The organism is Bradyrhizobium sp. 172, from assembly GCF_023101065.1.
Taxonomy (GTDB): domain Bacteria; phylum Pseudomonadota; class Alphaproteobacteria; order Rhizobiales; family Xanthobacteraceae; genus Bradyrhizobium; species Bradyrhizobium canariense_D.
Map to the genome: position 1 here is coordinate 7999293 of NZ_CP064701.1, position 23020 is coordinate 8022312.

The following is a 23020-nucleotide window of genomic DNA, read 5'->3' on the forward strand; positions in this document are numbered from 1 at the left end:
GAGTACGATGGCCGGATTTTTTCCGGCCATCCACCCCTCTTCGTTTCAGCAAGACAAATGACAATGCCCGTGTCCCAAAAGCGGGCATGACGAGGTGATTTTCAGACCATGCCCCGCCATCATCAAAAAAAGAGTTCCGCGTCTGGCGGCTCGCAACGTCAGTTGCGGGTCGGCGAGCAGGTTCGCCATGCGATAGCCGAGATTCTGGCGCAAGGCAGCGTGCATGATGCTGACCTCGAAGGTCACATCATCACCGTGCCGGAGGTGCGGATGTCGCCCGACCTGAAGCTCGCAACAGTCTACGTGATGCCGCTCGGTGGCCGCGACACCGAGATCGTCCTCGCTGCGCTCGAGCGCAACAAGAAATTCCTGCGCGGCGAGGTCGCGCGGCGCGTTAACTTGAAATTTGCACCTGACCTTCGCTTCCGCGTCGACGAACGATTCGACGAAGCGGAACGGATCGAGAAGCTTTTGCGAACACCCGCGGTGCAGAAGGACCTGGAACAGGATCCGGATACGGATCGGGAAGAAGAACGATGACGATGGACCCGGCTCACGGCACGATCGGCGGCGAAGAGGCCGATCAGCTCGACGTGCAGAAGAATAATTTTGCGGACATGAGCGGCAATTCTCAGCCCGCTCAAGAGCCGCGCCGCGTCAACAACGATCCGCGCGCCAACAAGCAGAAGGGCAACCAGCCGCGCCGCGACCGTCGCGACGTCCACGGCTGGGTCGTGCTCGACAAGCCGATCGGCATGACCTCGACGCAGGCCGTTGCCGTGCTCAAGCGCCTGTTCAACGCCAAACGCGCCGGCCATGCCGGCACGCTAGATCCGCTGGCCTCCGGCGGCCTGCCGATCGCGCTCGGCGAGGCCACCAAGACCGTCCCCTTCGTCATGGACGGCCGCAAGCGCTACCGGTTCACGGTGTGCTGGGGCGAGGAGCGCGACACCGACGACATCGAGGGCCGGGCGACCGCAACCTCGGACCAGCGCCCGACTCGGGAGGCCATCGAGGCCCTGCTGCCCCGTTTCACCGGGGTGATCCAGCAGATCCCGCCGCGCTATTCCGCGATCAAGGTCCAGGGCGAGCGCGCCTACGACCTCGCCCGCGACGGCGAGATCGTGGAACTGGCCTCGCGCCCGGTCGAGATTCACCGATTAAGCCTTGTAGATCAACCGGATAGCGACCGGGCCGTGTTCGAGGCCGAGTGCGGCAAGGGCACCTATGTCCGCGCGCTGGCCCGCGATATGGGCCGGATTCTCGGCACTTACGGCCATATCTGCGCACTGCGGCGGACCCTGGTCGGCCCATTTGGCGAGAACGACATGATTCCGCTGGATCAGCTGGAGGCTTTGTGCGATAGAGCCGCGTCCGGCGAGGGTAGCCTCGCCGACGCGCTTATGCCCGTTGAGACCGCGCTGGACGACATCCCGGCACTGGCCGTCACTCGGGCTGATGCGGCAAGGCTCCATCGGGGCCAGGCCGTTTTGTTGCGCGGACGGGATGCGCCCACTTGTAGCGGCACAGTCTATGTCACGGTGGCAGGCCGGCTTCTCGCGCTTGCCGAAGTCGGCAATGGCGAAATCATCCCCAAGCGTGTGTTCAACCTGACCGGCCTGACTGCCAGCGCCGATCGCAACGAGAGAAATTGACGATGTCGATTGCCGCAGAACGCAAAGCGGAAGTCATCAAGACGAATGCCAACAAGGCCGGCGATACCGGCTCGCCAGAGGTTCAGGTCGCGATCCTGTCGGAACGCATCGCCAACCTCACCAACCATTTCAAGACCCACGTGAAGGACAATCATTCGCGTCGCGGTCTCTTGAAGCTGGTCTCGACCCGCCGCTCGCTCCTCGACTATGTGAAGAAGAAGGACGAGGCGCGCTACAAGGCGCTGCTCGAGAAGCACAACATTCGTCGTTAAGAGTTCTTGCGCGCGCCAACCGGCGCGCGTTTTCGCGCGTGATTTCGAACGAAAGCGTTTGTTTAAAGGTTTTTCGTCGAGGCTGCGTGCGCGTCGGATGCGAGCCGTTGACGGCGAGCATCCGGGCATGATGGGCGAACACCGCGCTTCGGTGTTCGCGTTCGTGCCGACTGACAGTCCAGCAGCAATCCGGCGGCTGGGCACAACGGGCAAGGCGCCCGTATGACCCGAAGGGATGGACGCCATCCGAAATCCAAAAACCATGGCAGGATCGCAGGACGCTGATCGCCCGCTTCGATCAACGTCCCGCAATCTTGCGCATGGTTTTTGTTTTTCGACCCGTCCTTCTTTCGAGAACCCATGAAAGAAGACCTCTATGTTCAATAAGCATTCAGTCGAGATCGACTGGGGTGGACGCCCTCTCAAGCTTGAAACCGGCAAGATCGCCCGCCAGGCCGACGGCGCCGTCGTCGCGACCTACGGCGAGACCGTGGTGCTCGCCACCGTCGTTGCCGCGAAGTCACCGCGTGAAGGCGTCGACTTCCTGCCACTGACCGTCGACTACCAGGAGAAGACCTACGCAGCCGGCCGCATTCCCGGTGGCTATTTCAAGCGCGAGGGTCGTCCGACCGAGAAGGAAACGCTGGTCTCCCGCCTGATCGACCGTCCGATCCGTCCGCTGTTCGTCGACGGCTGGCGCAACGAGACCCAGGTGATCGTGACCGTGCTCTCGCACGATATGGAGAACGATCCCGATATCGTCGCGCTGGTGGCCTCATCGGCTGCGCTGACCCTGTCGGGCGCTCCCTTCAAGGGCCCGATCGGCGCCGCGCGCGTCGGCTTCGCCAATGACGAGTTCATCCTCAACCCGACGCTCGACGAGATGGTCGACACTCAGCTCGACCTCGTCGTCGCCGGCACTGCGGACGCCGTGCTGATGGTGGAATCGGAAGCCAAGGAGCTGAACGAAGAGATCATGCTCGGCGCCGTGATGTTCGGTCACCGCCACTTCCAGCCGGTGATCAACGCGATCATCGAGCTCGCCGAAAAGGCCGCGAAGGAGCCGCGCGAGGTCACCGCGATCGACAATTCGGCGCTCGAAAAGGAAATGCTCGGCATGGTCGAGCAGGAACTGCGCGCCGCCTACGCCATTCCGGTCAAGCAGGATCGCTACGCCGCGGTCGGCAAGGTCAAGGAAAAGGTGATCGCGCACTACTTCCCGGAAGGCCAAGAGCCGAAATACGACAAGCTGCGCATCGGCGGCGTGTTCAAGGAGCTCGAAGCCAAGATCGTTCGCTGGAACATTCTCGACACCGGCAAGCGCATCGACGGCCGCGATTCCAAGACCGTGCGCAACATCGTCGCCGAAGTCGGCGTGCTGCCCCGCGCCCACGGTTCGGCGCTGTTCACCCGCGGCGAGACCCAGGCGCTGGTCGTGACCACGCTCGGCACCGGCGAGGACGAGCAGTACATCGACGCGCTGTCGGGAACGTACAAAGAGACGTTCCTGCTGCACTACAATTTCCCTCCCTACTCGGTCGGTGAGACCGGCCGCCTCGGCGGTACCAAGCGCCGCGAGATCGGCCACGGCAAGCTCGCCTGGCGTGCGATCCACCCGGTGCTGCCGCCGCACCACGAATTCCCCTACACCACGCGCGTGGTGTCGGAGATCACCGAATCCAACGGCTCCTCGTCGATGGCATCGGTCTGCGGCGCCTCGCTCGCGCTGATGGACGCCGGCGTGCCGTTGAAGCGGCCGACCGCGGGCATCGCAATGGGCCTGATCCTCGAAGACAAGCGCTTCGCGGTTCTCTCGGACATCCTCGGTGACGAGGACCATCTCGGCGACATGGACTTCAAGGTCGCCGGTACCGAGCAGGGCATCACCTCGCTCCAGATGGACATCAAGATCGAGGGCATCACCGAGGAGATCATGAAGGTCGCGCTCGGTCAGGCTAAGGATGGGCGTATCTACATCCTCGGCGAGATGTCGAAGGCGCTCACCAACGCCCGCGCCGAGCTCGGCGAATACGCGCCGCGCATCGAGACCTTCAAGATCGCCACCGACAAGATCCGCGAAGTGATCGGCACCGGCGGCAAGGTGATCCGCGAGATCGTCGAGAAGACCGGCGCCAAGGTCAACATCGAGGACGACGGCACCGTGAAGGTCGCCTCCAGCGACGGCGAGGCGATGAAGGCCGCGATCAAGTGGATCAAGTCGATCGCCTCCGATCCGGAAGTCGGCCAGATCTATGACGGCACCGTCGTCAAGGTGATGGAGTTCGGCGCTTTCGTGAACTTCTTCGGCTCCAAGGACGGCCTTGTCCACATCAGCCAGCTCGCCTCGGCGCGAGTGCAGAAGACCTCCGACGTCGTCAAGGAAGGCGACAAGGTCAAGGTCAAGCTGCTCGGCTTCGACGACCGCGGCAAGACCCGCCTGTCGATGAAGGTGGTCGACCAGGAGACCGGCGAAGACCTCGAGGGCAAGGGCGAGAGCCAGCAGCCCGCGCGCGAAGCGGCCGGCGAGTAAATCTCGCTACCTGCCAGAAACACGAAGGGCGGCCTCGCGGCCGCCCTTTTTGTTTGTCGCTTGCCGAACTTTGGAATCAGGCCGCGATGTCGTAGCGATCGAGGTTCATCACCTTGGTCCAGGCCTTGGCGAAGTCCTTGACGAACTGCTCTTTGGAATCCGACGTGGCATAGACCTCTGCGTAGGCGCGAAGCTGCGAGTGTGCGCCGAAGATCAGGTCGACGCGCGTGCCGGTCCACTTGACCGCGTTGGTCTTGCGGTCGCGGGCCTCATAGGTGCCGTCGGTGCCGGCCGGCGTCCACTGCGTGCTCATGTCGAGCAGGTTGACGAAGAAGTCGTTGCTCAGCGTTCCCACCTTCGAGGTGAGGACGCCGTTCTTCGAACCGTTCGCATTGGCACCGAGCACGCGCAGACCGCCGACGAGCACCGTCATCTCCGGGCCGGTAAGCCGGAGCAGCTGCGCACGATCGACCAGAGCCTCCTCGGGCATCATGAACTGCTGCCGCTTGCCGATGAAGTTGCGGAAGCCATCGGCCCGCGGCTCCAGCGGAGCAAACGAAGCGGCGTCGGTCTGCTCCTGCGAGGCATCCATGCGGCCCGGCGTGAAGCCGACCTTGACGTCGACGCCGGCATCCTTGGCGGCCTTCTCGACCGCGGCGGTGCCGCCGAGCACGATGAGGTCCGCCAGCGAGACCTTCTTCGCACCGGATGACGCGTTGAAGTCCTTCTGGATCGCTTCGAGCTTGCCCAGGACCTTCGAGAGCTGAGCCGGCTCGTTCACTTCCCAATCCTTCTGCGGGGCGAGGCGGATACGCGCGCCGTTGGCGCCGCCGCGCTTGTCCGAGCCGCGGAACGTCGAGGCCGACGCCCAGGCGGTCGAGACCAGCTCCGAGACCGACAGACCCGAGGCCAGGATCTTGGTCTTCAGCGAGGCGATATCCTGCTCGCTGGCCAGCTCGTGATTCACAGCAGGGATCGGATCCTGCCAGATCAGGGTTTCCTTCGGCACCAGCGGACCGAGATAGCGCACCACCGGACCCATGTCGCGATGGGTGAGCTTGAACCAGGCACGGGCGAAGGCGTCCGCGAACTGATCGGGATTCTCGAGGAAGCGGCGCGAGATCTTCTCATAGGCCGGATCCATACGCAGCGAGAGGTCGGTCGTCAGCATCGTCGGCCGATGCTTCTTGGACTTGTCGAAGGCATCGGGAATGATCGCCTCGGCGCCCTTGGCCGTCCACTGCTGCGCACCGCCCGGGCTCTTAGTCAGCTCCCATTCGTACTTGAACAGGTTCTCGAAGAAGTTGTTGCTCCACTTCGTCGGCGTCGTGGTCCAGGTCACCTCGAGACCGCTGGTGATGGAATCGCCGCCAATGCCCGACGCGTGCTTGCTCTTCCAGCCGAGGCCCTGATCTTCGAGCGCGCCCGCTTCCGGCTCCGGTCCGACCAGCGACGGATCGCCGGCGCCGTGGGTCTTGCCGAAGGTGTGGCCGCCGGCGATCAGTGCGACGGTTTCCTCGTCGTTCATCGCCATGCGGAAAAAGGTCTCGCGAATGTCCTTGGCCGCGGCGATCGGATCCGGCTTGCCGTTCGGGCCTTCCGGATTGACGTAGATGAGGCCCATCTGCACCGCGCCGAGCGGCTCGGCGAGCTGGCGTTCGCCGCTGTAGCGCTCATCGCCCAGCCAGGTGCCTTCCGGACCCCAATAGAGCTCTTCCGGCTCCCAGACGTCGACGCGGCCGCCGGCAAAGCCAAAGGTCTTGAAGCCCATCGACTCCAGCGCGACGTTGCCCGCCAGCACCATCAGATCGGCCCAGGAAATCTTGCGGCCGTATTTCTGCTTGATCGGCCAGAGCAGACGGCGTGCCTTGTCGAGATTTGCGTTATCGGGCCAGCTGTTGAGCGGCGCGAAACGCTGCTGTCCGGCGCCGGCGCCACCGCGACCGTCGGTGGTGCGGTAGGTGCCCGCGCTGTGCCAGGCCATGCGGATCATGAGGCCGCCGTAGTGACCGAAGTCGGCGGGCCACCATTCCTGCGATTCCGTCATCAGAGCGGTCAGGTCCTTGGTGACCGCGTTCAGGTCGAGCGACTTGAATTCCTTGGCGTAGTCGAAGTCCTTGTCCATCGGGTCGGACTTGGCGGAATTCTTGTGCAGCATCTCGATGCTGAGCTGGGTCGGCCACCAATCGCGGTTCGCCGGCACACGTTTTCCACCCGAAAACGGGCACTTTGAAGTGTCGTCCATGAATACCTCCTCTGGTGGCGTCGAACTCGCGCCTTTGACCAGGTAGAAACACTCTAAGCTTCACGTTCGATCAGGGGAAGTTGACTTTAATGATCGCAGCGATAAGATTTTCTGATGCTAAACCTCACGCTGCGCCAGCTCCGGTATTTCGACGCCCTGGCCCGTCACAGTCATTTCGGCCGCGCGGCTGAGTCCTGCTCGATCTCGCAGCCTGCCCTGTCGATGCAGATCAAGGAGCTGGAGGAGGCGCTCGGCGGTCTGCTGCTGGAGCGCAGCGCCCGGCAGGTGGCGCTGACCCGATTTGGCGAGGAGCTCGCGCAGCGCGTCCGCGACATCTTGCGCTCGGTCGACGAGCTCGGCGATTTCGCCCGCGCCTCGCAGGACCGGTTCTCCGGACGGCTGCGCATCGGCATGATTCCGACGATCGCGCCCTATCTGCTGCCGACGATCACCAAGAATCTGACGCGCATGCATCCGGAGCTCGACATCCGCGTGCGCGAGACGATGACGCCGCGGCTGATTCAGGAACTGGTGGAGGGTCGGCTCGATACCGCCATCGTGGCGCTGCCGGTGTCCGAGCCCTCGCTCACCGAGGTCGCCCTGTTCGAGGAAAAATTCCTGCTGGTGCGGCCGAGTGCGGATGAGGGAACGCCGGCACCGTCGCGGGAGATGATGCGCGAGATGCGGCTGCTGTTGCTCGAAGAGGGGCACTGCTTCCGCGATCAGGCGCTGTCATTCTGCAACATGCAATCGGCGCCGCCACGCGAGATGCTGGATGCCAATTCGCTGTCGACGCTGGTCCAGATGGTCAGCGCCGGCATCGGCGTCACGTTGATCCCCGAGATGGCGGTGTCAGTTGAGACGCGATCGGCCTCGGTCTCGCTCGCGCGCTTCCGCGACCCGCAGCCGTCGCGCACCATCGGCATGGTCTGGCGCAAGACCAGCCCGCTGGCGCGGCAACTCCTGCAAATCTCCGAGGTGGTGTGCCTGTCGGCGGGCAAGGTGCGCGCACGTCCATCCGTGCGCAGCAAGCCAACCTGAGGCCTCGATGTCGCATCCCATCATTCGCCCAGCCCGCGCGGACGAATACGACGAGATCGGCCGTATCTGGATGGAGAGCTGGGTCTCGACCGGCCTCGGCGAGACGAGCGACTTCCTGCTGGCAAACCTGCGTGCACGGATCCGGCGCGAGACCGAGGACGGCTGGAGCCTGTTCGTCGCCGACGACGACGGCACGATCGCCGCGATGCTGGCGCTGCATTTGCCAAAACTCTATCTCGACATGCTGTTCGTCGCGCCCGCCTATCAGGGCCAATCGCTCGGCCGCCAATTGCTTGGCTTCACGCGCACACAAATGCCCGACGAGATGTCTCTGCGCTGCATCCGCGAGAACGAAAAAGCCTGGCGCTGGTACGAGCGCGAGGGCTTTGTGTTCGAGAAAGAAGAGGTCGAGCCGTCGAACGGATTCATGATGAAGTATTATCGGTGGCGGCGGCAGCGACCCGCCGGATAGGCAGTGGTCGCCTGGTGCAGCTTGCGGTTGTCACGGTTCCAATTTACTGTGGCGTATCCGCCGTCCTCCTGCCCCCTGATCTCCCGGAATCGATGCTTCGAATTGCTGTCTCGCTGATCGCGTTGCTGTCCCTGCTCACCACGGCAGCCGCGCAAACCCCTCCCGCAACCACCGCGCCTCCCGCTCAGACGGCGGCGCCAGCCAAGAAGGCAGTCAAGAAGGCGGCGCCGAAGGCCAAACCGGCTGCACAACAGCCAGTTGCGGCGGAGAGCGGCCCCTGTCAGATCGGCGTCATTTCCGCGATCGGAGACCAGTTCTCGGTGCAACATGTCGGCCTCACGATGTTCGGCAACGAGTATATGGAGGCGCCGATCGAGACGTGGGGTATCGATGATCTGTTCGTCGCGAGGGTTCGCGCCACGGCTCCCGGCACGGCTGTCCGAAAGGTCGCTTACGCAAGCGGAGCCTTCAGGCCGTACTATCATCCGGAAGCGAAACTGTTCCGCAATGACCGCGACGACCTGACGGCGCTGGTGCGGCAGATCGCCGGAGCTGCAAATTGCGAACGCTACGTCGTAGCCACGAAAGCCCGCGTTTCGGTGGATGGCACCAATCAATCAATCGAGGGCCTCGGGGTCTACAAGAATTGGGCGAGCCCTTCCGGGCGCGGCGTCGTGGTTTCCTATTTCCGCATAAACGTTTTTGACGGACGGACTTTCGACATCCATCGGGCGCCTACCCGCAGCTTCGGCGATGTGATTGCTTCGAGTTTCTCCAACAAGAACGACAATATGCAAATCCTCAACAATCTCGAATTTCCCAAGACCCCTGAACAGGTGACCAGCAGTGCATTGCTGCGTGACAGCACACGCAGCCTGCTCACGGCCCAGCTGGACAGGTATCTACCCGCGTATATCAAGGGCGAGTAAGCGCCTTTGCCGAGGGGACGCGACAAAGACTATCGCTCGTCCGCTTCCTGCGGCTGGGCTGCATTTGACGTTTTGGCCCGGCTCGTCGTCCTTGCGGCCGTCGCGTGGTGCTTTTCGACATCTGCTTGGGCGCAGACCAAATTGGTACCACCAGGGGCGGAAACGGCAGGATCAGCCGTCAAGCAAAGCAACAACAAGACGACCACGCGGCGTGAAGCGACGGGCAAACCCGCTCCCGTGGTCGGCGGCCCGTGCGACTTCGGTGTCGTCGTCACCACCGGCGATGAGTTCACCGTGCTGACGACCGGCCTGACCGTATTTCAGCACAAGAAGACGGTCGTCCCGATCCCGGGCTGGGGACTCAATGATCTGATCTTCGCGCGGATTCGCGCCACGATCCCTGCCGGCGTGTCCGTTCTGAGAATCCCCTACAACCCGGCGAAATTTCCTCCCCGCGATGAGTCCAAGGACACATTGAAGGACAGGTTGTTCCGCGATCTCAATGCGGAGCTGGCCCAATACATGCGCGACGTCGTGAAAGGAACGAATTGCCGGCACTACATCCAGATCCTCAATTCAATCAGCCCTTTCGGGTCATCCAACTATACGGTCCGCGGCTTCGGCATCCTCAACCATGATGTGGTGCTCGGGCGTCGCATCTATCTCTACGCCCTGGCGTTTGTCCGCATCTTCGATGGGCGCGACTTCTCCGTTGTCAGACAGAGTTCTGCGCTGATCAACACGCATCATTCCCTTATGGTGCAGAGGCTCCTGGGCGTGCAAATCGGCGGCCCCTATCGCGAACTACCCGCAGAATCGTTTCCAACCCGCCCTGAAGATGCCGCCGACAATCCCGCACTGCGCGACGACGTGCGTGCCATGCTGACGGAAAGCCTCGACAAGACGCTGCCGCTGCTGATCGGGGTTCAACGAGCGGCGCGCAACAGCGACGCGCGCTGATCGACACGTCCTTCGCAGCAGGAACTGGTCTCGATTATTGAGAAATCGTGGGCACGTCGCTTGCGCGCCTTTGCCCACTCTACGAGAGCTAATCCTGCGCCTTCAAATCGTCCGGCCGCGGCATCAGGACGGTGTTGTAGCCGGAATCGACATAGTGGATCTCGCCGGTCACGCCGCCGGAGAGATCCGACAACAGATACAGCGCCGAGCCGCCGAGCTCGTCGAGCGTCACGCCCCGGCGGAGCGGCGAATGTTTTTGCATGAAGGCGAACATCGCGCGCGCCTCGCCGATGCCGGAGCCGGCGAGCGTGCGGATCGGGCCGGCGGAGATCGCGTTGACGCGGATGCCGCGCGGTCCGAAATCCGAGGCGAGATAGCGCACCGAGGCTTCCAGCGCCGCCTTGGCCACGCCCATCACGTTGTAGTTCGGCATCGCGCGTTCCGAGGCGCCGAAGGTCAGCGTGATCATGCTGCCGCCCTCCGTCATCAGCTCGGCGGCGCGTTTTGCCACTTCCGTGAAGGAGAAGCAGGAGATCACCATGGTGCGCGAAAAATTCTCGCGGCTGGTGTCGGCGTAGCGACCCTTGAGCTCGTTCTTGTCGGCGAAGCCGATCGCGTGGATCACGAAATCCAGCCGGCCCCACTTTTCGCGCAAGGCCGTGAATGTGGCGTCGACGCTGGCGATGTCCTCGACGTCGCAGGGCAGCACCATGTCGACGCCAAGCTGCTCCGCCAGCGGCTTAACACGCTTGCCCAGCGCCTCGCCCTGGAAGGTGAAGGCAAGCTCGGCGCCGTGGGCATGCAGCGTCTTCGCCATGCCCCAGGCGATCGAATGATCATTGGCGATGCCCATGATCAGACCGCGCTTGCCTTTCATTAAACCTTCCATTGCCTGATAGCTCCCATTATTCCGGCGTCATCGCCCGCCTTGCGCGCACTTGCGCACTGGGGCAGGCGATCCAGTATTTCGAGGCGATTACTGCAAATCGAGAAGTTGCGGCGTGCTGGATGCCCGCCTTCGCGGGGCATGACAGCGTGCCAAAATTACGCATCCAGCCGGCTGAACACCAGCGTGGCGTTGGTGCCGCCGAAGCCGAAGGAGTTCGACAGCACGGTGCCGATTTTGACGTTGTCGATGCGCTTGCGCACGATCGGCATGTCGGCGAACACGGGGTCGAGCTCCTGGATGTGGGCGCTCTCGCAGATGAAACCATTGTTCATCATCAGCAGCGAATAGATCGCTTCCTGCACGCCGGTTGCGCCCAGGGAGTGACCGGTCAGCGCCTTGGTCGCCGAGATCGGCGGGCACTTCTCGCCGCTTCCGAACACCCTGCGGAGTGCGTCGATCTCCGGCGGATCGCCGGCCGGGGTCGATGTCGCGTGCGGATTGATGTAGTCGACCTTGGTCTTCACGGTCGACATCGCCATGCGCATGCAGCGCTCGGCGCCCTCACCTGATGGTGCGACCATGTCGTGGCCGTCGGACGTCGCGCCATAGCCGACGATCTCGCCGTAAATGCGTGCGCCCCGCGCCTTGGCATGCTCGAGCTCTTCCAGCACCAGCACGCCGGCTCCGCCGGCAATCACGAAGCCGTCGCGGTTGACGTCGTAGGGACGGGAGGCCGTCGCAGGCGTGTCGTTGTACTTCGAGGACATCGCGCCCATGGCGTCGAACAGCACCGACAGCGACCAGTCCAGCTCCTCGCAGCCGCCGGCGAAGATGACGTCCTGCTTGCCGATCTGGATCGTTTCATAGGCATTGCCGACGCAATGGTTCGACGTCGCGCAGGCCGACGAGATAGAATAGTTCACGCCCTTGATCTTGAACCAGGTCGCAAGCGTTGCGGAGGCCGTGGAGGACATCGCCTTCGGCACTGCAAACGGCCCGACACGCTTCGGTCCCTTGGTGCGGGTGATGTCGGCGGCTTCGACGATGGTGCGCGCCGACGGACCGCCGGAGCCCATGATGATGCCGGTGCGAATATTGGAAATTTCGTCGGGCGAAAGACCGGAATCCTGGATCGCCTGTTCCATCGCGACGTGATTCCACGCCGCGCCCTGACCGAGGAAACGCATGGCGCGGCGGTCGACCACCGTCGAAGGATCGAGCGTCGGCGCACCCTGCACCTGGGAGCGGAAGCCGAGCTCGGCATATTTTTCAGCCCGCGAAATGCCCGACTTCGCCTCGTGAAGGCTCGCAAGCACCTCCTGGGTGTTGTTTCCGATGGAGGAGACAATGCCCATCCCGGTGACCACAACCCGCCTCATGACAGCCTCGCCTCAATCGTTGTCTTCGTGGTGATGCGCTCAGCCCAGGCTCGTGCCCTGCTTGAACAGGCCGACCTTCAAATCCTTTGCGCGATAGATAATCTGGTCATCCACCGAAAGCCATCCGTCGGCGATACCGAGCACCAGCTTTGAACGCATCACGCGCTTGATATCGATGTTGTACACAACCTTGCGGGCCTCCGGCAGCACCTGGCCGCTGAACTTCAGCTCGTTCAGGCCAAGCGCGCGACCGCGACCTTCACCGCCGCTCCAGCCCAGATAAAAGCCGACCATTTGCCACAGCGCATCGAGCCCGAGGCAGCCGGGCATCACCGGATCGTTCTTGAAGTGGCAGCCGAAGAACCAGAGGTCGGGCTTCACGTCGAGCTCGGCGCGCACCACCCCCTTGCCGAATTCGCCGCCGGTCTCGCTGATGTCCGTGATGCGGTCGAACATCAGCATCGGCGGCAGCGGCAATTGCGCATTGCCAGGGCCGAACATCTCGCCGCGGGCACATGCCAGCAGATCTTCATATTCGTAACCGTTGCGCCTGTTCAGCATGCGGAAGCCTTTGTGTTCAAACCCCGATTGAGCGGCGTTTCCGGCGAAAATGGGCCCCATCCTGTTCGAAAGGCGACATCTGTTGCCATTGTCAGACGAGAATACCGAAGGACCCTGGATGGATAGCGAGCGGCCCTCAATGCCGGGTCGCGCCAAAATGGGTTAAGCGGAACCGCGGGCTCTCTAACACAGGCCATTTCGGGTAGCAAAGCGCTCTCATGAAGGTAAAATGACGGGCCGCCACCCCGGTTCCCTGCCTGATTAGAACCGCTCTAGTTGCGAGAAACTTGCATCTGCATCTATCTCTCCATATATGTTGGGCAACGACAGTGTTCACGCGTGCCCGAAGCTGGAAATGAACGAAAATAACGCGCCCCATCGCGACGAAGAGGCCCATGCGGCGGCTCTTATGTCCGGCCGCCAGCCGGCGTTGACCGGCTGCCCGTGGCACGACGTCAACGAAATGCTCCAGTCCGCAGGGCTTCGCCCCACGCGCCAGCGCATGGCGCTCGGCTGGCTCCTGTTCGGCAAGGGTGCACGTCACCTCACGGCTGAAATGCTTTACGAGGAAGCGACGCTGGCCAAGGTGCCGGTCTCGCTGGCGACCGTCTACAACACGCTGAACCAGCTCACCGATGCCGGTCTGCTGCGTCAGGTCAGCGTCGACGGCACCAAGACCTATTTCGACACCAACGTCACGACCCACCATCACTACTACCTCGAGAACAGCCATGAGCTGGTCGACATCGAGGATCCGCATCTGGCGCTGTCCAAGATGCCTGAGGTGCCCGCGGGTTACGAGATCGCCCGCATCGACATGGTCGTACGGTTGCGCAAGAAGCGCTGAGATCTATCCTGAACTGCTGATTTGATCGTCATGGCCGGGCTTGTCCCGGCTATCCACGTTATTCGGTCAGGCGTCGAAAAATGCGTGGATGCCCGGGCATGACGGTGGAGCAACAGTTCCGCTCCCGCCCAGATCAATTCACCTGCTCGTCCGAGTAGACGCCCCAGAGGCGCTCCTGCTGGATCCAGCCGTCAAAGCCGTTACCGCTGACGCGGCACCAGTTTGCAGTGCACTTCTTCACCTGGGTGACGACACCGGCCTGGAGCCTGGCCGCAACCGCGCTCTCGGGATCGGCGCGGTCGTAGATCGGCGCGAGCTCGTCCTTGTGCTTCATGGTGACGACAGCAGTACGGCGGCCCGACAGCAGCGAGTGATAGACCCAACCCTCGGCGCCCTCGGAATCGCGGACCCGGCGCCAGTTCTCGAACTCGGCGGTGATTTCGACCGGCAGGCCGGAACGGGTGTAGACCCAGGCGACGTCGTTGTCCTTGGTCGGGCCGGCGCGGACGTTGACGTGATCCGATTTCAGGCTGACGTAGCGCGGCACCGGGAGGCCTGAGGCCGTCTGAGGGGTGTTGTCCTTTGCCGAATGCCCGGGACTGACCGAAGCGCTCAACCAGGTGCAAACGAGCGCCATCACCGAACAAAAACGCCCCAACGCCATCAACCCGTCTCCTGTCGAAGGTCCGGCCGAGCCGGTCCCTCGCCCTAAATTCCCAAACCAGGCCGCTGTCGCCCCTGACCCCGCCCCACGCGGGTGTTCCCGAGCCCTTTACCCGTGGTTCTTGTCTTGGCCCGGCCTTCTGCTAGAGAGGACGGACATCTGAACAACCGGTTTGTCCCGATTTTCCGGCCGGAAATGTCGGGAGAGCTTGAAGGAAACGCCGGGGACGACACGGCAAGCGCAGTGTCGAACAACCGGGTTAATGAGGCCTCAACGGCCGGCCTTTGGCGACAGAGGCGGCTCGCAACGCCTCATGAGGGCAGGACATGTCGGTGAAGAAAAAGCCCCTCGTCGTGGTGACGCGCAAGCTTCCGGATTCGATCGAGACCCGGATGCGCGAGCTGTTCGACGCGCGGATCAATCTCGACGACACGCCGATGTCGCCCGAGCAGATCGCGGAAGCCGCCCGTACCGCCGACGTGCTGGTCCCAACCGTGACCGACCACATCTCCGCCGACATCGTCAACCAGCCCGACTGCAGGTTGAAACTGATCGCGAATTTCGGCAACGGCGTCGACAACATCGATGTCGAGGCCGCGCATGCCCGCGGCATCACCGTCACCAACACGCCGAAAGTTCTGACCGAAGACACCGCCGACATGACCATGGCGCTGATCCTCGCCGTGCCCAGGCGGATGATCGAAGGCGCCTCGATCCTGACGGAAGGAAAACCCTGGCCGGGCTGGTCGCCGACCTGGATGCTCGGCCATCGCATCGGCGGAAAGCGCCTTGGCATCATCGGCATGGGCCGCATCGGCCAGGCGGTCGCACGCCGCGCCCGCGCCTTCGGCTTGCAGATCCACTACCACAATCGTCGGCCGGTGGCGCCGAAGATCGCCGAAGAGCTGGGCGCGACCTATTGGGAAAGCCTCGACCAGATGCTGGCACGGATGGACATCATCTCGGTGAACTGTCCGCACACGCCGGCGACCTACCATCTGCTGTCGGCGCGCCGGCTGAAGCTTATTCGCAAGGACGCCTACATCGTCAACACCGCGCGCGGCGGGGTCACCGACGAGGACACGCTGATCAAGCTGATCGAAGGCGGCGAGATCGGCGGCGCCGGCCTCGATGTCTATGAGCACGAGCCCGCGGTGAACCCGAAGCTGGTGCGGCTCGCCAAGGCCGGCAAGGTGACGTTGCTGCCGCATATGGGCTCGGCCACGATCGAGGGCCGCGTCGAGATGGGCGAGAAGGTGATCATCAACATCCGAACCTTCCTCGATGCGCACAAGCCGCCGGATCGCGTGCTGCCGAGCATGCTGTGAGGTCTATTTGCTGCGTGTTTCGCGCTTGCGCCAGTCGGCAACGAAATCGATAAAGGCCCGCAGCGCCGGCGGCGTTTGTCGCCGGCTTGGATAGTACAGGAACGGCCCGGGAAACGGCTCGCACCAATCCTGAATCAGACTGACGAGCGCGCCGGACTTCAGGGCTTCGCCGACATAACCATCAAGCGTCGCCCAGATGCCGGCGCCGTCGAGCGCGGCGCGCATGGAAAGGCCCATGTTGGTCGAGATCAGCTTTGCCGGCGGATCGACCTTCACCAGCTGGCCGGCCTTCTCGAACTCCCAATCGTGCATGACACCGCTGGAGTAGCGGGCGCGGATGCAATTATGGTCGAGCAGATCCTTCGGATGCTCCGGCTTGCCGCGGCGCGCGAGGTAATCGGGCGAAGCGACTACGACATAGCTCTGCGGGCCGCTGAGCGAGATCGCCACCATGTCCTGCGCGAGATGCTCGCCATAACGTACGCCGGCATCGAAGCCCGCGCTGACGATATCGACAAACCCGCTCTCGGAAACGATCTCGAGGTCGACCTGCGGATAGGCCTTAAGGAACGGCCCGATCATGGGGGCCAGCACGAGATCGACCGCGGGTGGCGGCGCGTTAATGCGCAGCCGGCCCGAGGCCATCTCGCGCAGGCCCCGGACCTGATCGAGGGCCTCGCCGACATCGCGCAGCGCCGGAGCCACGCGCGACAGCAGCAGCTCGCCCGCCTCGGTCAGGGCGACGCTGCGGGTGGTGCGGTTCATCAGGCGGACGCCGAGGCGCTCCTCCAGGTCCCGCAATCGCTGGCTAAGGCTCGACACCGACACGCGAATATCGATCGCCGCGCGCCGGAAATTGCGGGTGCGGGCGACCGCCATGAAGACGTCGAGATCACGCAGGTCGGGCTCAGCCATTGTTCGTTAATGTGAACAAGCCATTCTCGATTGTCCAGCTTATCGGCGCAATCGATCAAGCGCATATCAGGCCTCGTCACGCGGCGCAGTCAGCGCCTTTTCGAGGAGAGCCATCATGGAACAGCGCAAACTCGGTTCGACCGGTCCCACCGTCTCCGCTCTCGGTCTCGGGTGCATGGGCATGTCCGAGGTCTACGGCCCCGCCGATCGCGGCGAGAGCATCGCCACGATCCACGCCGCACTGGATGCCGGCATTACCCTGGTCGACACCGGCGATTTCTACGCCATGGGCCACAATGAAATGCTGGTGCGCGAAGCGCTCAAGGAGGTGCCGCGCGACAAGGTGCAGATCAGTGTCAAGTTCGGTGCGCTGCGCGGTCCTGCCGGCGAATTCACCGGCATGGACACGAGGCCGGCCGCAACGAGGAACTTCCTAGCCTATTCGCTGCAGCGGCTCGGCACCGACTACATCGACGTCTACCGTCCGGCGCGGCTCGATCCCAACATTCCGATCGAGGAGACCATCGGCGGCATCGCCGATCTCGTGAAGGCCGGCTACATCAAACATATCGGCCTGTCCGAGGTCGGCTCCGCCACCATCCGCCGCGCGCATGCCGTGCACCCGATCGCCGATCTCCAGATCGAATATTCGCTGATCGAGCGTGGCATCGAACGCGACATCCTGACGACCTGCCGCGAGCTCGGCATCGGCATCACGGCTTACGGCGTGTTGGCGCGCGGCCTCATCAGCGGCCATTGGTCGAAGGACTCCGGCAAGACAGGCAAGGACTACCGGCTGATGACGCCGCGCTTCCAGGGATCGAATCTCGATGCCAATCTCGCATTGGTGGAGCAGCTGCGCGCCATCTCCGCTGAGATTGGCGCGACGCCGGCACAGGTCGCGATCGCCTGGGTGGCGGCGCAAGGCAAGCAGATCGTGCCGCTGGTCGGCGCCCGCACCCGCAACCGCCTCACCGAAGCACTCGGCGCGGCCAAGGTCACGCTGACGCCGGCTCATCTCGCCGTGCTGGCAACGGCCTTCCCGCCCGATGTCGCTGCCGGCACGCGTTACGCCGCTGAGCAGATGGCGCATCTCGACAGCGAGAAGCCGGCCACAGCATAACGTCTGCAATCAAGTGCGATGGGCGCTGAGATCGGTGATCACAGGCCCATCGCCATTGAGCGGATTGGCGGGATCGCGCGCGTAACGCAGCGTCTCGAAGCGCATCGCGCGCGCATCGATCATCAGGAGGCGGCCGACGAGGCCGTCGCCAAAGCCGACGATCTCGCGGATCGCCTCCAGCGCCATCATCGAGCCCATCACGCCCGCGAGCGCGCCCATGACGCCGGCTTCCGCGCACGCCGGCACGGTCCCGGGCGGCGGCGCTTCCGGGAATAGGCAGCGATAGGTCGGATTGAATTCGCCCTGCTCGTTTGTCTCATGCGCGCGGATGGTGGTCAGCGAGCCATCGAAGGTGCCGAGCGCCGCCGTGATCAGCGGCCTCTTGGCGAAGAAGCAGGCGTCCGAGGCCAGATAGCGGGTCGAGAAATTGTCGGAGCCGTCGAGCACGAGGTCATAGTCCCCGATCAGCGACAGCGCATTGTCGGCATTGAGCCAGGTGGCGTGACCGACGAAGCGGACATGCGGGTTGAGCGCCGAGATCCGTTCGGCCGCGCTCTCGACCTTGTGCCGGCCGATATCGGGCGTGGTGTGAATGACCTGGCGCTGGAGGTTCGACAGCGACACCACGTCGTCATCGACCACGCCGAGCGTACCGATGCCGGCGGCCGCCAGATACATCAAAGCGGGCGCACCGAGCCCGCCGGCGCCGATCACCAGCACGGAGGCCCGCTTCAGCGCAGCCTGGCCGGGGCCACCGACATCGCGCAGCACGATATGGCGGGCATAACGTTCGAGTTCGTCCGGGCTCAGCATCGTTATCCTTCCAGATCCTCTCCTCATGGTGAGGAGGCGCGAAGCGCCGTCTCGAACCATGCAGGCCCCGCTGCGGCTGCACGGCCTTCATCCTTCGAGACGCCGCTTACGCGGCTCCTCAGGATGAGGAGCTAGACCTCTCCTGCCGGTCTGAACCACCGCAACATTGTTCGCGACCAACGAGATGTGCTTCAATGGCATTGCGTTCAATGGGCGGGCTGGATTTGTCATGAGATCGATGCTTGCGGCAACACTGATGTTTGCGGCTGCGACAGGCGCGAACGCCCAGATGACGACACCGCAGCTTCCCGGCACCAAGCCGAAGCCGGTCCAGACCGTTCCGATCCGGCCTCCTGCATTGCAGACGCCGGCTGCGACGGCCGATGCCATGGCGCAGGCGGAGCGGCTGTCGCTGCAGTCCGACCTCGCCTGGGTCGGCCAGTATAACGGCGCCATCACCGGCGACGTCAGCGCGCGCCTGGTCGAGGCCATCAAGGAGTATCAGAAGGCCAAGGGCGGCAAGGCGACCGGCGTGCTCAATCCGCAGGAACGCGCAGCGCTCGCCGAGACCGCGCGCCGCAAACAGGACAGCGTCGGCTGGAAGATCGTGACGGAAATGACCAGCGGCGCGCGGCTCGGCATTCCCTCAAAGCTGGTGCCGCAGCAGGCGACCGACGCCAACGGCTCGAAATGGACCTCGCCCACTGGCACGGTGCAGGTTCTGCTCAGCCGCCGCAAGGAGGCGAACCCGACCACAGCCAAGCTTGCCGAAGCGGAGAAGAAAGAGCCGGGTCGCAAGGTCGACTACACCGTGGTAAAGCCCGACTTCTTCGTGCTGTCGGGTCTGCAGGGCCTGAAGAAATTCTATTTGCGCGGCACCTCCAGGGGTGACGAGGTCCGCATCATGACGATCCTCTACGATCAGGCGACCGAGAACACGGTCGAGCCGGTCGTGATCGCGATGTCGAGCGCCTTCAACGCGTTTCCGTCGGGGCCACAGGCGGGGCCGCCGCCACGCAAGACCGTCGAATATGGCACCGGCATTGTCGTCAGCGACGATGGCGCGATCCTCACGGACCGCCTCGTCACTGATAGCTGCCTCGCGATCACGATCGCCGGCTATGGCAGCGCCGACCGTCTCGCCGAGGACCGGGAACACGACCTCGCGCTGCTGCATATTTACGGCGCCCGCGGCCTGGAGCCCCTCAACCTCGCGGCCGGCGCAGCGAAGACGAGTGTCGATGTCATCGGTATCGCGGATCCGCAGAGCCAGGGCGGAGCCGCGGGTGTGTCGAGCCTCAAGGCTACGCTGGCATCCGTCGGTGGTGGCGATTCCCCACTCTCACCGCCACCGTCTGTCGGCTTCTCCGGCAGCCCCGCCATCGACGGCGACGGCAAGTTCGCCGGCATCGCACTATTGAAGCCGGCGATGGTTGCGGGCCCCGCGACGTCGGTGCCGGCGTCGCAGGCGGTGATGGTCTCCGCGGAGACGGTGCGCGATTTCCTGAAGGCGAACGGTGTCGCGGCGAACGGAACGTCCACAGATGCGAAAGCCGCTGTCGTGCGCGTGATCTGCGTGCGCAAGTAGCTCTCGTGTCCCGGGCGCGGTGCGGCATGAAATGCGCGCCGCTGAAGAAGCGCTGCGCTGCGTCCGGGGCATGAGACCTAGCTCAGCCTGAACCTGATCCCGGCCTTCGCAAGACCACCCGAGATCCCGACCGGCGTGCCGTCCGCACGCCAGCAAGCGGCGCCACTCATGGTGCCGTCGTCGTGGAAGGCGATACCATTCATGCCGCCGGCGACTGCCGCGACAGGCTGCACCTTGTGGCCGAGCTCCGCGAGCTTCGCGCGCACGCTCTCCGGCACCCTCTGCTCGACCTCAAGCGCATTGCCTTCGGTCCAGACCCGCGGCGCCTCGACTGCTTCCTGCAAGCTCATACCGTGGTCGATCAGATTGAGCAGCGCCTGCATCGCGCTCGGGAAGATTCGTTTTCCGCCGGGCAAGCCGAGGCGCATAGCGCAACTTTCCATCACGGAGTGCCATCATCGGCGACATCGAGGTCGTCACCCGCTTGCCCGGCGCCAGCGACAGGGCGTGGCCTGGACGCGGATCGAACAGGTTCATGTAGTTGTTGGCGATGGCGCCCAGGCCCGGGATCATGATCTTGGCGCCGAACAGATTGTTGATGGTCTGCGTGGTCGCAACCACGTTGCCGAACGCATCCGCCGCCGTCATGTGCGTGGTGTGAGCGCCTTCAAGCTGCGACACGCCGGCGCCCCAGCTCTGCGCCCGTGCCGGATCGATCGCAGCGCGGCGCTCCTCGGCGTAGGCCTTCGAGGTCAGCCGCTCCACGGGGACGCCGACATAATCAGGATCGCCGCTGGCCGCGGCGCGGTCGGCGAATGCGATCTTCAGGACCTCGGCAAGATAGTGGATGGTCTCGGGCGTACCGAAGCCGAGGCCTTGGATGTCGTAGCCTTCCAGGATGTTCAGCATCTGTGCGATATGCACGCCGGAAGCCGCGGGCGGCGGCGGGCCAAAGATAGTCCAGCCGCGGTAATCGGCGCGGATCGGCTGCCGTTCGACGGTCTTGTAGCTGGTGAGATCGTTGCGCCGGATGAAGCCGCCGGCCTTTTCCATATAGTCGACCAGGATATCGCCAAGCGGCCCCTCATAGAGCGCCTTTTCGCCGTGGTCGGCGATATGCCGCAACGTCTCGGCATACTCGGCCTGTACCACGCGCTCGCCGACCTTGAGCGGCTCGCCGTCTGGCAGATAGATCGCCGCGATCGGCTTGTCCTTGCGCATCTCGGCGGCGCTCTCGGTGATGCATTCGTGCAGATAGGGTGTCGTCGCATAGCCGCGCGCGGCGTGCTTGATCGCGGGCTGCATGACGTCGGCAAGGCTCATGGTGCCGAAGCAGCGCAGCGTCTCGCACCAGGCTTTCAGCGAGCCCGGCGTGGCGACCGCCTTTGGTCCGTTGAGATTTTCATTGCCGACGGTGTCGAACACATCATGCGCGGAACCCGGCGTGGGGGTGTAGCTGGTGTCAAGCACCGCCGCGGGCACGGTGCTCTGTCCGTCGATGAAACGGTGGCTGCCGTCGGCGAGCCGGATGTGCGCCATGCCACCGCCGATGATGCCCACCATCATCGGCTCGACCACGGTCAGCGTGAACAGGGTCGCTATCGCGGCGTCGATGGCGTTGCCGCCGGCGGCCAGCATCTCCGCGCCGGCGCTGGAGGCCAGTGGATGGTTGCTGACCACCATGCCGCGGCTCGATACCGCCGGCATCTTCTGGCATTCGAAATTCGTCGCCGTCCGGTCGCGCCAGTTTCCGCCCATGCCGCTTGTCCTTATTATTCACGGCTGCAAGCACAGCACACGGACGAGTACGGGTCCAGTAATGGTACGGATTCGTTGGCATTCCCGATTCCGCCATCATCGTGACTGCTGATTCGGACCTCCGCGATCCCCTTTGGATCGGGCCGGCACGTCCTGAGCGAGAAGAGCTCAGCATCGAGATCGATGCACGTTCGCGTGGCGTTTCCCGAGACCCAAGCACTCCAAAGGATTGATCTTCAATGCACACGATCGCACTGGCCACCCAAAAGGGTGGCAGCGGCAAGAGCACGCTCGCCATCGGCCTCGCGCTGGCAGCCAAGCAGGCCGGCTTCACCGTTCGCCTGATCGAAACCGACCCGCAGGGCACACTGTCGAACTGGCAGCGCCGCCGCACCACCGATGATCTCGTCGTCGAGCCGATCTATCACGCCGCCGATATCGAGCCGCGCCTGAAGATGCTCGCCGACGGCGGTCTCCAGATTGCGATCGTCGATACCGCCGCCGGCCTCAGCGCCGCGACCACCGCCGCGATCCGCCATTCCGACCTCTGCCTGATCCCGGCACGCCCGAGCGTCGCCGACATCGAAGCGACCGTTTCGACGCTGAGCGTCGCGCGCGCCTGGAAGCGGCCTTACAGCTTCGTGCTGAACCAAACCCCGATCCGCGGCCAGCGCATCGACAACGCCGCCAACACGCTCGCCGAGGAAGCAGCGCTTGATCTCGCCGAGGTGCTCGCGCGTCCCCTGATCGTGATGCGCAACGATCACCAGGACTCGCTCGCCAGCGGCCTTGCGGTGAGCGAATTCGCGCCGAACGGCAAGTCGACCGAGGAGATCCGCGGCCTCTGGCATTGGATTGAGACCCGGCTCGAGCTCGACGTCACGACCAATGTCTTGATCGACCAGGTCATCGCGGCCGCGGACGGAATGTTGCACGTCGCCGCCGAGCTGGCCGCCGATGAAACTACGATACTGGCGTCCTGAGCGGGGGTATCGCTCGGATGGCAGCCGGACCTTCACCATCCGGAAGGGCCTTAGCGACGAAGCAATCC

The 23020-nt window shown here is 63.9% G+C and carries 20 protein-coding genes and 1 pseudogene; 13 read left to right on the top strand and 8 right to left on the bottom strand.

The window, feature by feature from the left end:
* Positions 1–108 precede the first annotated feature (108 nt).
* The 4 genes from rbfA to pnp all read left to right on the top strand — a co-directional run bounded on the left by rbfA (position 109) and on the right by pnp (position 4457).
* Positions 109–540: a 30S ribosome-binding factor RbfA gene (gene rbfA / locus IVB07_RS37805; protein WP_026233028.1), complete on the top strand. Its 432-nt coding sequence runs from the start codon at positions 109–111 to the stop codon at positions 538–540.
* Positions 537–1655 carry a tRNA pseudouridine(55) synthase TruB gene (gene truB, locus IVB07_RS37810; protein WP_018455796.1) on the top strand — a complete coding sequence of 373 codons (1119 nt, stop codon included), beginning with the start codon at positions 537–539 and terminating at the stop codon, positions 1653–1655. Before rbfA ends, truB begins: the two co-directional genes overlap by 4 nt.
* Before the next feature lie 2 nt (positions 1656–1657).
* Complete coding sequence (rpsO, locus tag IVB07_RS37815; protein ID WP_007598346.1) at positions 1658–1927, top strand: 30S ribosomal protein S15; 270 nt, start codon at positions 1658–1660, stop codon at positions 1925–1927.
* 376 nt (positions 1928–2303) lie between these two features.
* The gene (gene pnp / locus IVB07_RS37820) at positions 2304–4457 is read left to right on the top strand and encodes a polyribonucleotide nucleotidyltransferase (protein WP_018455795.1); all 2154 of its coding nucleotides are present in this window, start codon (positions 2304–2306) and stop codon (positions 4455–4457) included.
* A 76-nt stretch (positions 4458–4533) separates the two neighbouring features.
* On the opposite strand, the gene katG is transcribed toward pnp, so the two are convergent.
* Positions 4534–6702: a catalase/peroxidase HPI gene (gene katG / locus IVB07_RS37825; RefSeq protein ID WP_247767428.1), complete on the bottom strand. Its 2169-nt coding sequence runs from the start codon at positions 6700–6702 to the stop codon at positions 4534–4536.
* Between the two features lie 114 nt (positions 6703–6816).
* Here katG and IVB07_RS37830 point away from each other — a divergent pair, with 114 nt between their 5' ends.
* From IVB07_RS37830 to IVB07_RS37845, 4 genes are all read left to right on the top strand, one after another.
* Positions 6817–7743 carry a hydrogen peroxide-inducible genes activator gene (locus IVB07_RS37830; RefSeq protein ID WP_018455793.1) on the top strand — a complete coding sequence of 309 codons (927 nt, stop codon included), beginning with the start codon at positions 6817–6819 and terminating at the stop codon, positions 7741–7743.
* A gap of 7 nt (positions 7744–7750) precedes the next feature.
* Positions 7751–8215, top strand: a complete 465-nt coding sequence (locus IVB07_RS37835; RefSeq protein ID WP_018455792.1) for a GNAT family N-acetyltransferase — start codon at positions 7751–7753, stop codon at positions 8213–8215.
* Entirely contained in the window at positions 8188–9144 is a 957-nt protein-coding gene (locus IVB07_RS37840) for a hypothetical protein (protein WP_231189580.1), read from the top strand. The genes IVB07_RS37835 and IVB07_RS37840 overlap by 28 nt, the downstream gene beginning before the upstream one ends.
* Positions 9145–9216: 72 nt before the next feature.
* Positions 9217–10104 (top strand): hypothetical protein, encoded by an 888-nt coding sequence (locus IVB07_RS37845; RefSeq protein WP_240550533.1) that lies wholly within the window; start codon positions 9217–9219, stop codon positions 10102–10104.
* Between the two features lie 88 nt (positions 10105–10192).
* Here IVB07_RS37845 and fabI read toward each other — a convergent pair whose 3' ends face one another.
* The 3 genes from fabI to fabA form a co-directional block, all read right to left on the bottom strand.
* Positions 10193–10993, bottom strand: coding sequence for an enoyl-ACP reductase FabI (gene fabI, locus IVB07_RS37850; RefSeq protein WP_026233026.1), 801 nt, complete (start codon positions 10991–10993; stop codon positions 10193–10195).
* Between the two features lie 155 nt (positions 10994–11148).
* Complete coding sequence (fabB, locus tag IVB07_RS37855) at positions 11149–12372, bottom strand: beta-ketoacyl-ACP synthase I (RefSeq protein WP_247767429.1); 1224 nt, start codon at positions 12370–12372, stop codon at positions 11149–11151.
* A gap of 39 nt (positions 12373–12411) precedes the next feature.
* On the bottom strand, positions 12412–12933 hold the full coding sequence (gene fabA / locus IVB07_RS37860; RefSeq protein ID WP_007603915.1) for a bifunctional 3-hydroxydecanoyl-ACP dehydratase/trans-2-decenoyl-ACP isomerase: 522 nt from the start codon (positions 12931–12933) through the stop codon (positions 12412–12414).
* 355 nt (positions 12934–13288) lie between these two features.
* Here fabA and irrA point away from each other — a divergent pair, with 355 nt between their 5' ends.
* The gene (gene irrA / locus IVB07_RS37865; RefSeq protein ID WP_018455787.1) at positions 13289–13780 is read left to right on the top strand and encodes an iron response transcriptional regulator IrrA; all 492 of its coding nucleotides are present in this window, start codon (positions 13289–13291) and stop codon (positions 13778–13780) included.
* Positions 13781–13913: 133 nt separating this feature from the next.
* Here the strand turns inward: irrA and IVB07_RS37870 are convergent, their stop codons facing one another.
* Complete coding sequence (locus IVB07_RS37870) at positions 13914–14444, bottom strand: SH3 domain-containing protein (RefSeq protein ID WP_026233024.1); 531 nt, start codon at positions 14442–14444, stop codon at positions 13914–13916.
* A gap of 326 nt (positions 14445–14770) precedes the next feature.
* Between IVB07_RS37870 and IVB07_RS37875 the strand changes: the two genes are divergently transcribed.
* Positions 14771–15772: a D-glycerate dehydrogenase gene (locus IVB07_RS37875; protein ID WP_018455785.1), complete on the top strand. Its 1002-nt coding sequence runs from the start codon at positions 14771–14773 to the stop codon at positions 15770–15772.
* Positions 15773–15775: 3 nt separating this feature from the next.
* Here the strand turns inward: IVB07_RS37875 and IVB07_RS37880 are convergent, their stop codons facing one another.
* Positions 15776–16687 (bottom strand): LysR family transcriptional regulator, encoded by a 912-nt coding sequence (locus tag IVB07_RS37880; RefSeq protein WP_247295885.1) that lies wholly within the window; start codon positions 16685–16687, stop codon positions 15776–15778.
* A gap of 115 nt (positions 16688–16802) precedes the next feature.
* On the opposite strand from IVB07_RS37880, the gene IVB07_RS37885 reads away from it, so the two are divergent.
* Positions 16803–17810: an aldo/keto reductase gene (locus IVB07_RS37885; RefSeq protein ID WP_018455783.1), complete on the top strand. Its 1008-nt coding sequence runs from the start codon at positions 16803–16805 to the stop codon at positions 17808–17810.
* Between the two features lie 9 nt (positions 17811–17819).
* Here IVB07_RS37885 and moeB read toward each other — a convergent pair whose 3' ends face one another.
* On the bottom strand, positions 17820–18623 hold the full coding sequence (gene moeB / locus IVB07_RS37890) for a molybdopterin-synthase adenylyltransferase MoeB (RefSeq protein ID WP_018455782.1): 804 nt from the start codon (positions 18621–18623) through the stop codon (positions 17820–17822).
* A 229-nt stretch (positions 18624–18852) separates the two neighbouring features.
* Here moeB and IVB07_RS37895 point away from each other — a divergent pair, with 229 nt between their 5' ends.
* Entirely contained in the window at positions 18853–20211 is a 1359-nt protein-coding gene (locus IVB07_RS37895; RefSeq protein ID WP_026233023.1) for a serine protease, read from the top strand.
* Between the two features lie 77 nt (positions 20212–20288).
* On the opposite strand, the pseudogene ggt reads toward IVB07_RS37895, so the two are convergent.
* A pseudogene (ggt, locus tag IVB07_RS37900) lies at positions 20289–21969 on the bottom strand (gamma-glutamyltransferase).
* A 239-nt stretch (positions 21970–22208) separates the two neighbouring features.
* Between ggt and IVB07_RS37905 the strand changes: the two are divergent.
* The gene (locus IVB07_RS37905; RefSeq protein WP_085362015.1) at positions 22209–22952 is read left to right on the top strand and encodes a ParA family protein; all 744 of its coding nucleotides are present in this window, start codon (positions 22209–22211) and stop codon (positions 22950–22952) included.
* The last annotated feature ends 68 nt before the right edge of the window (positions 22953–23020 follow it).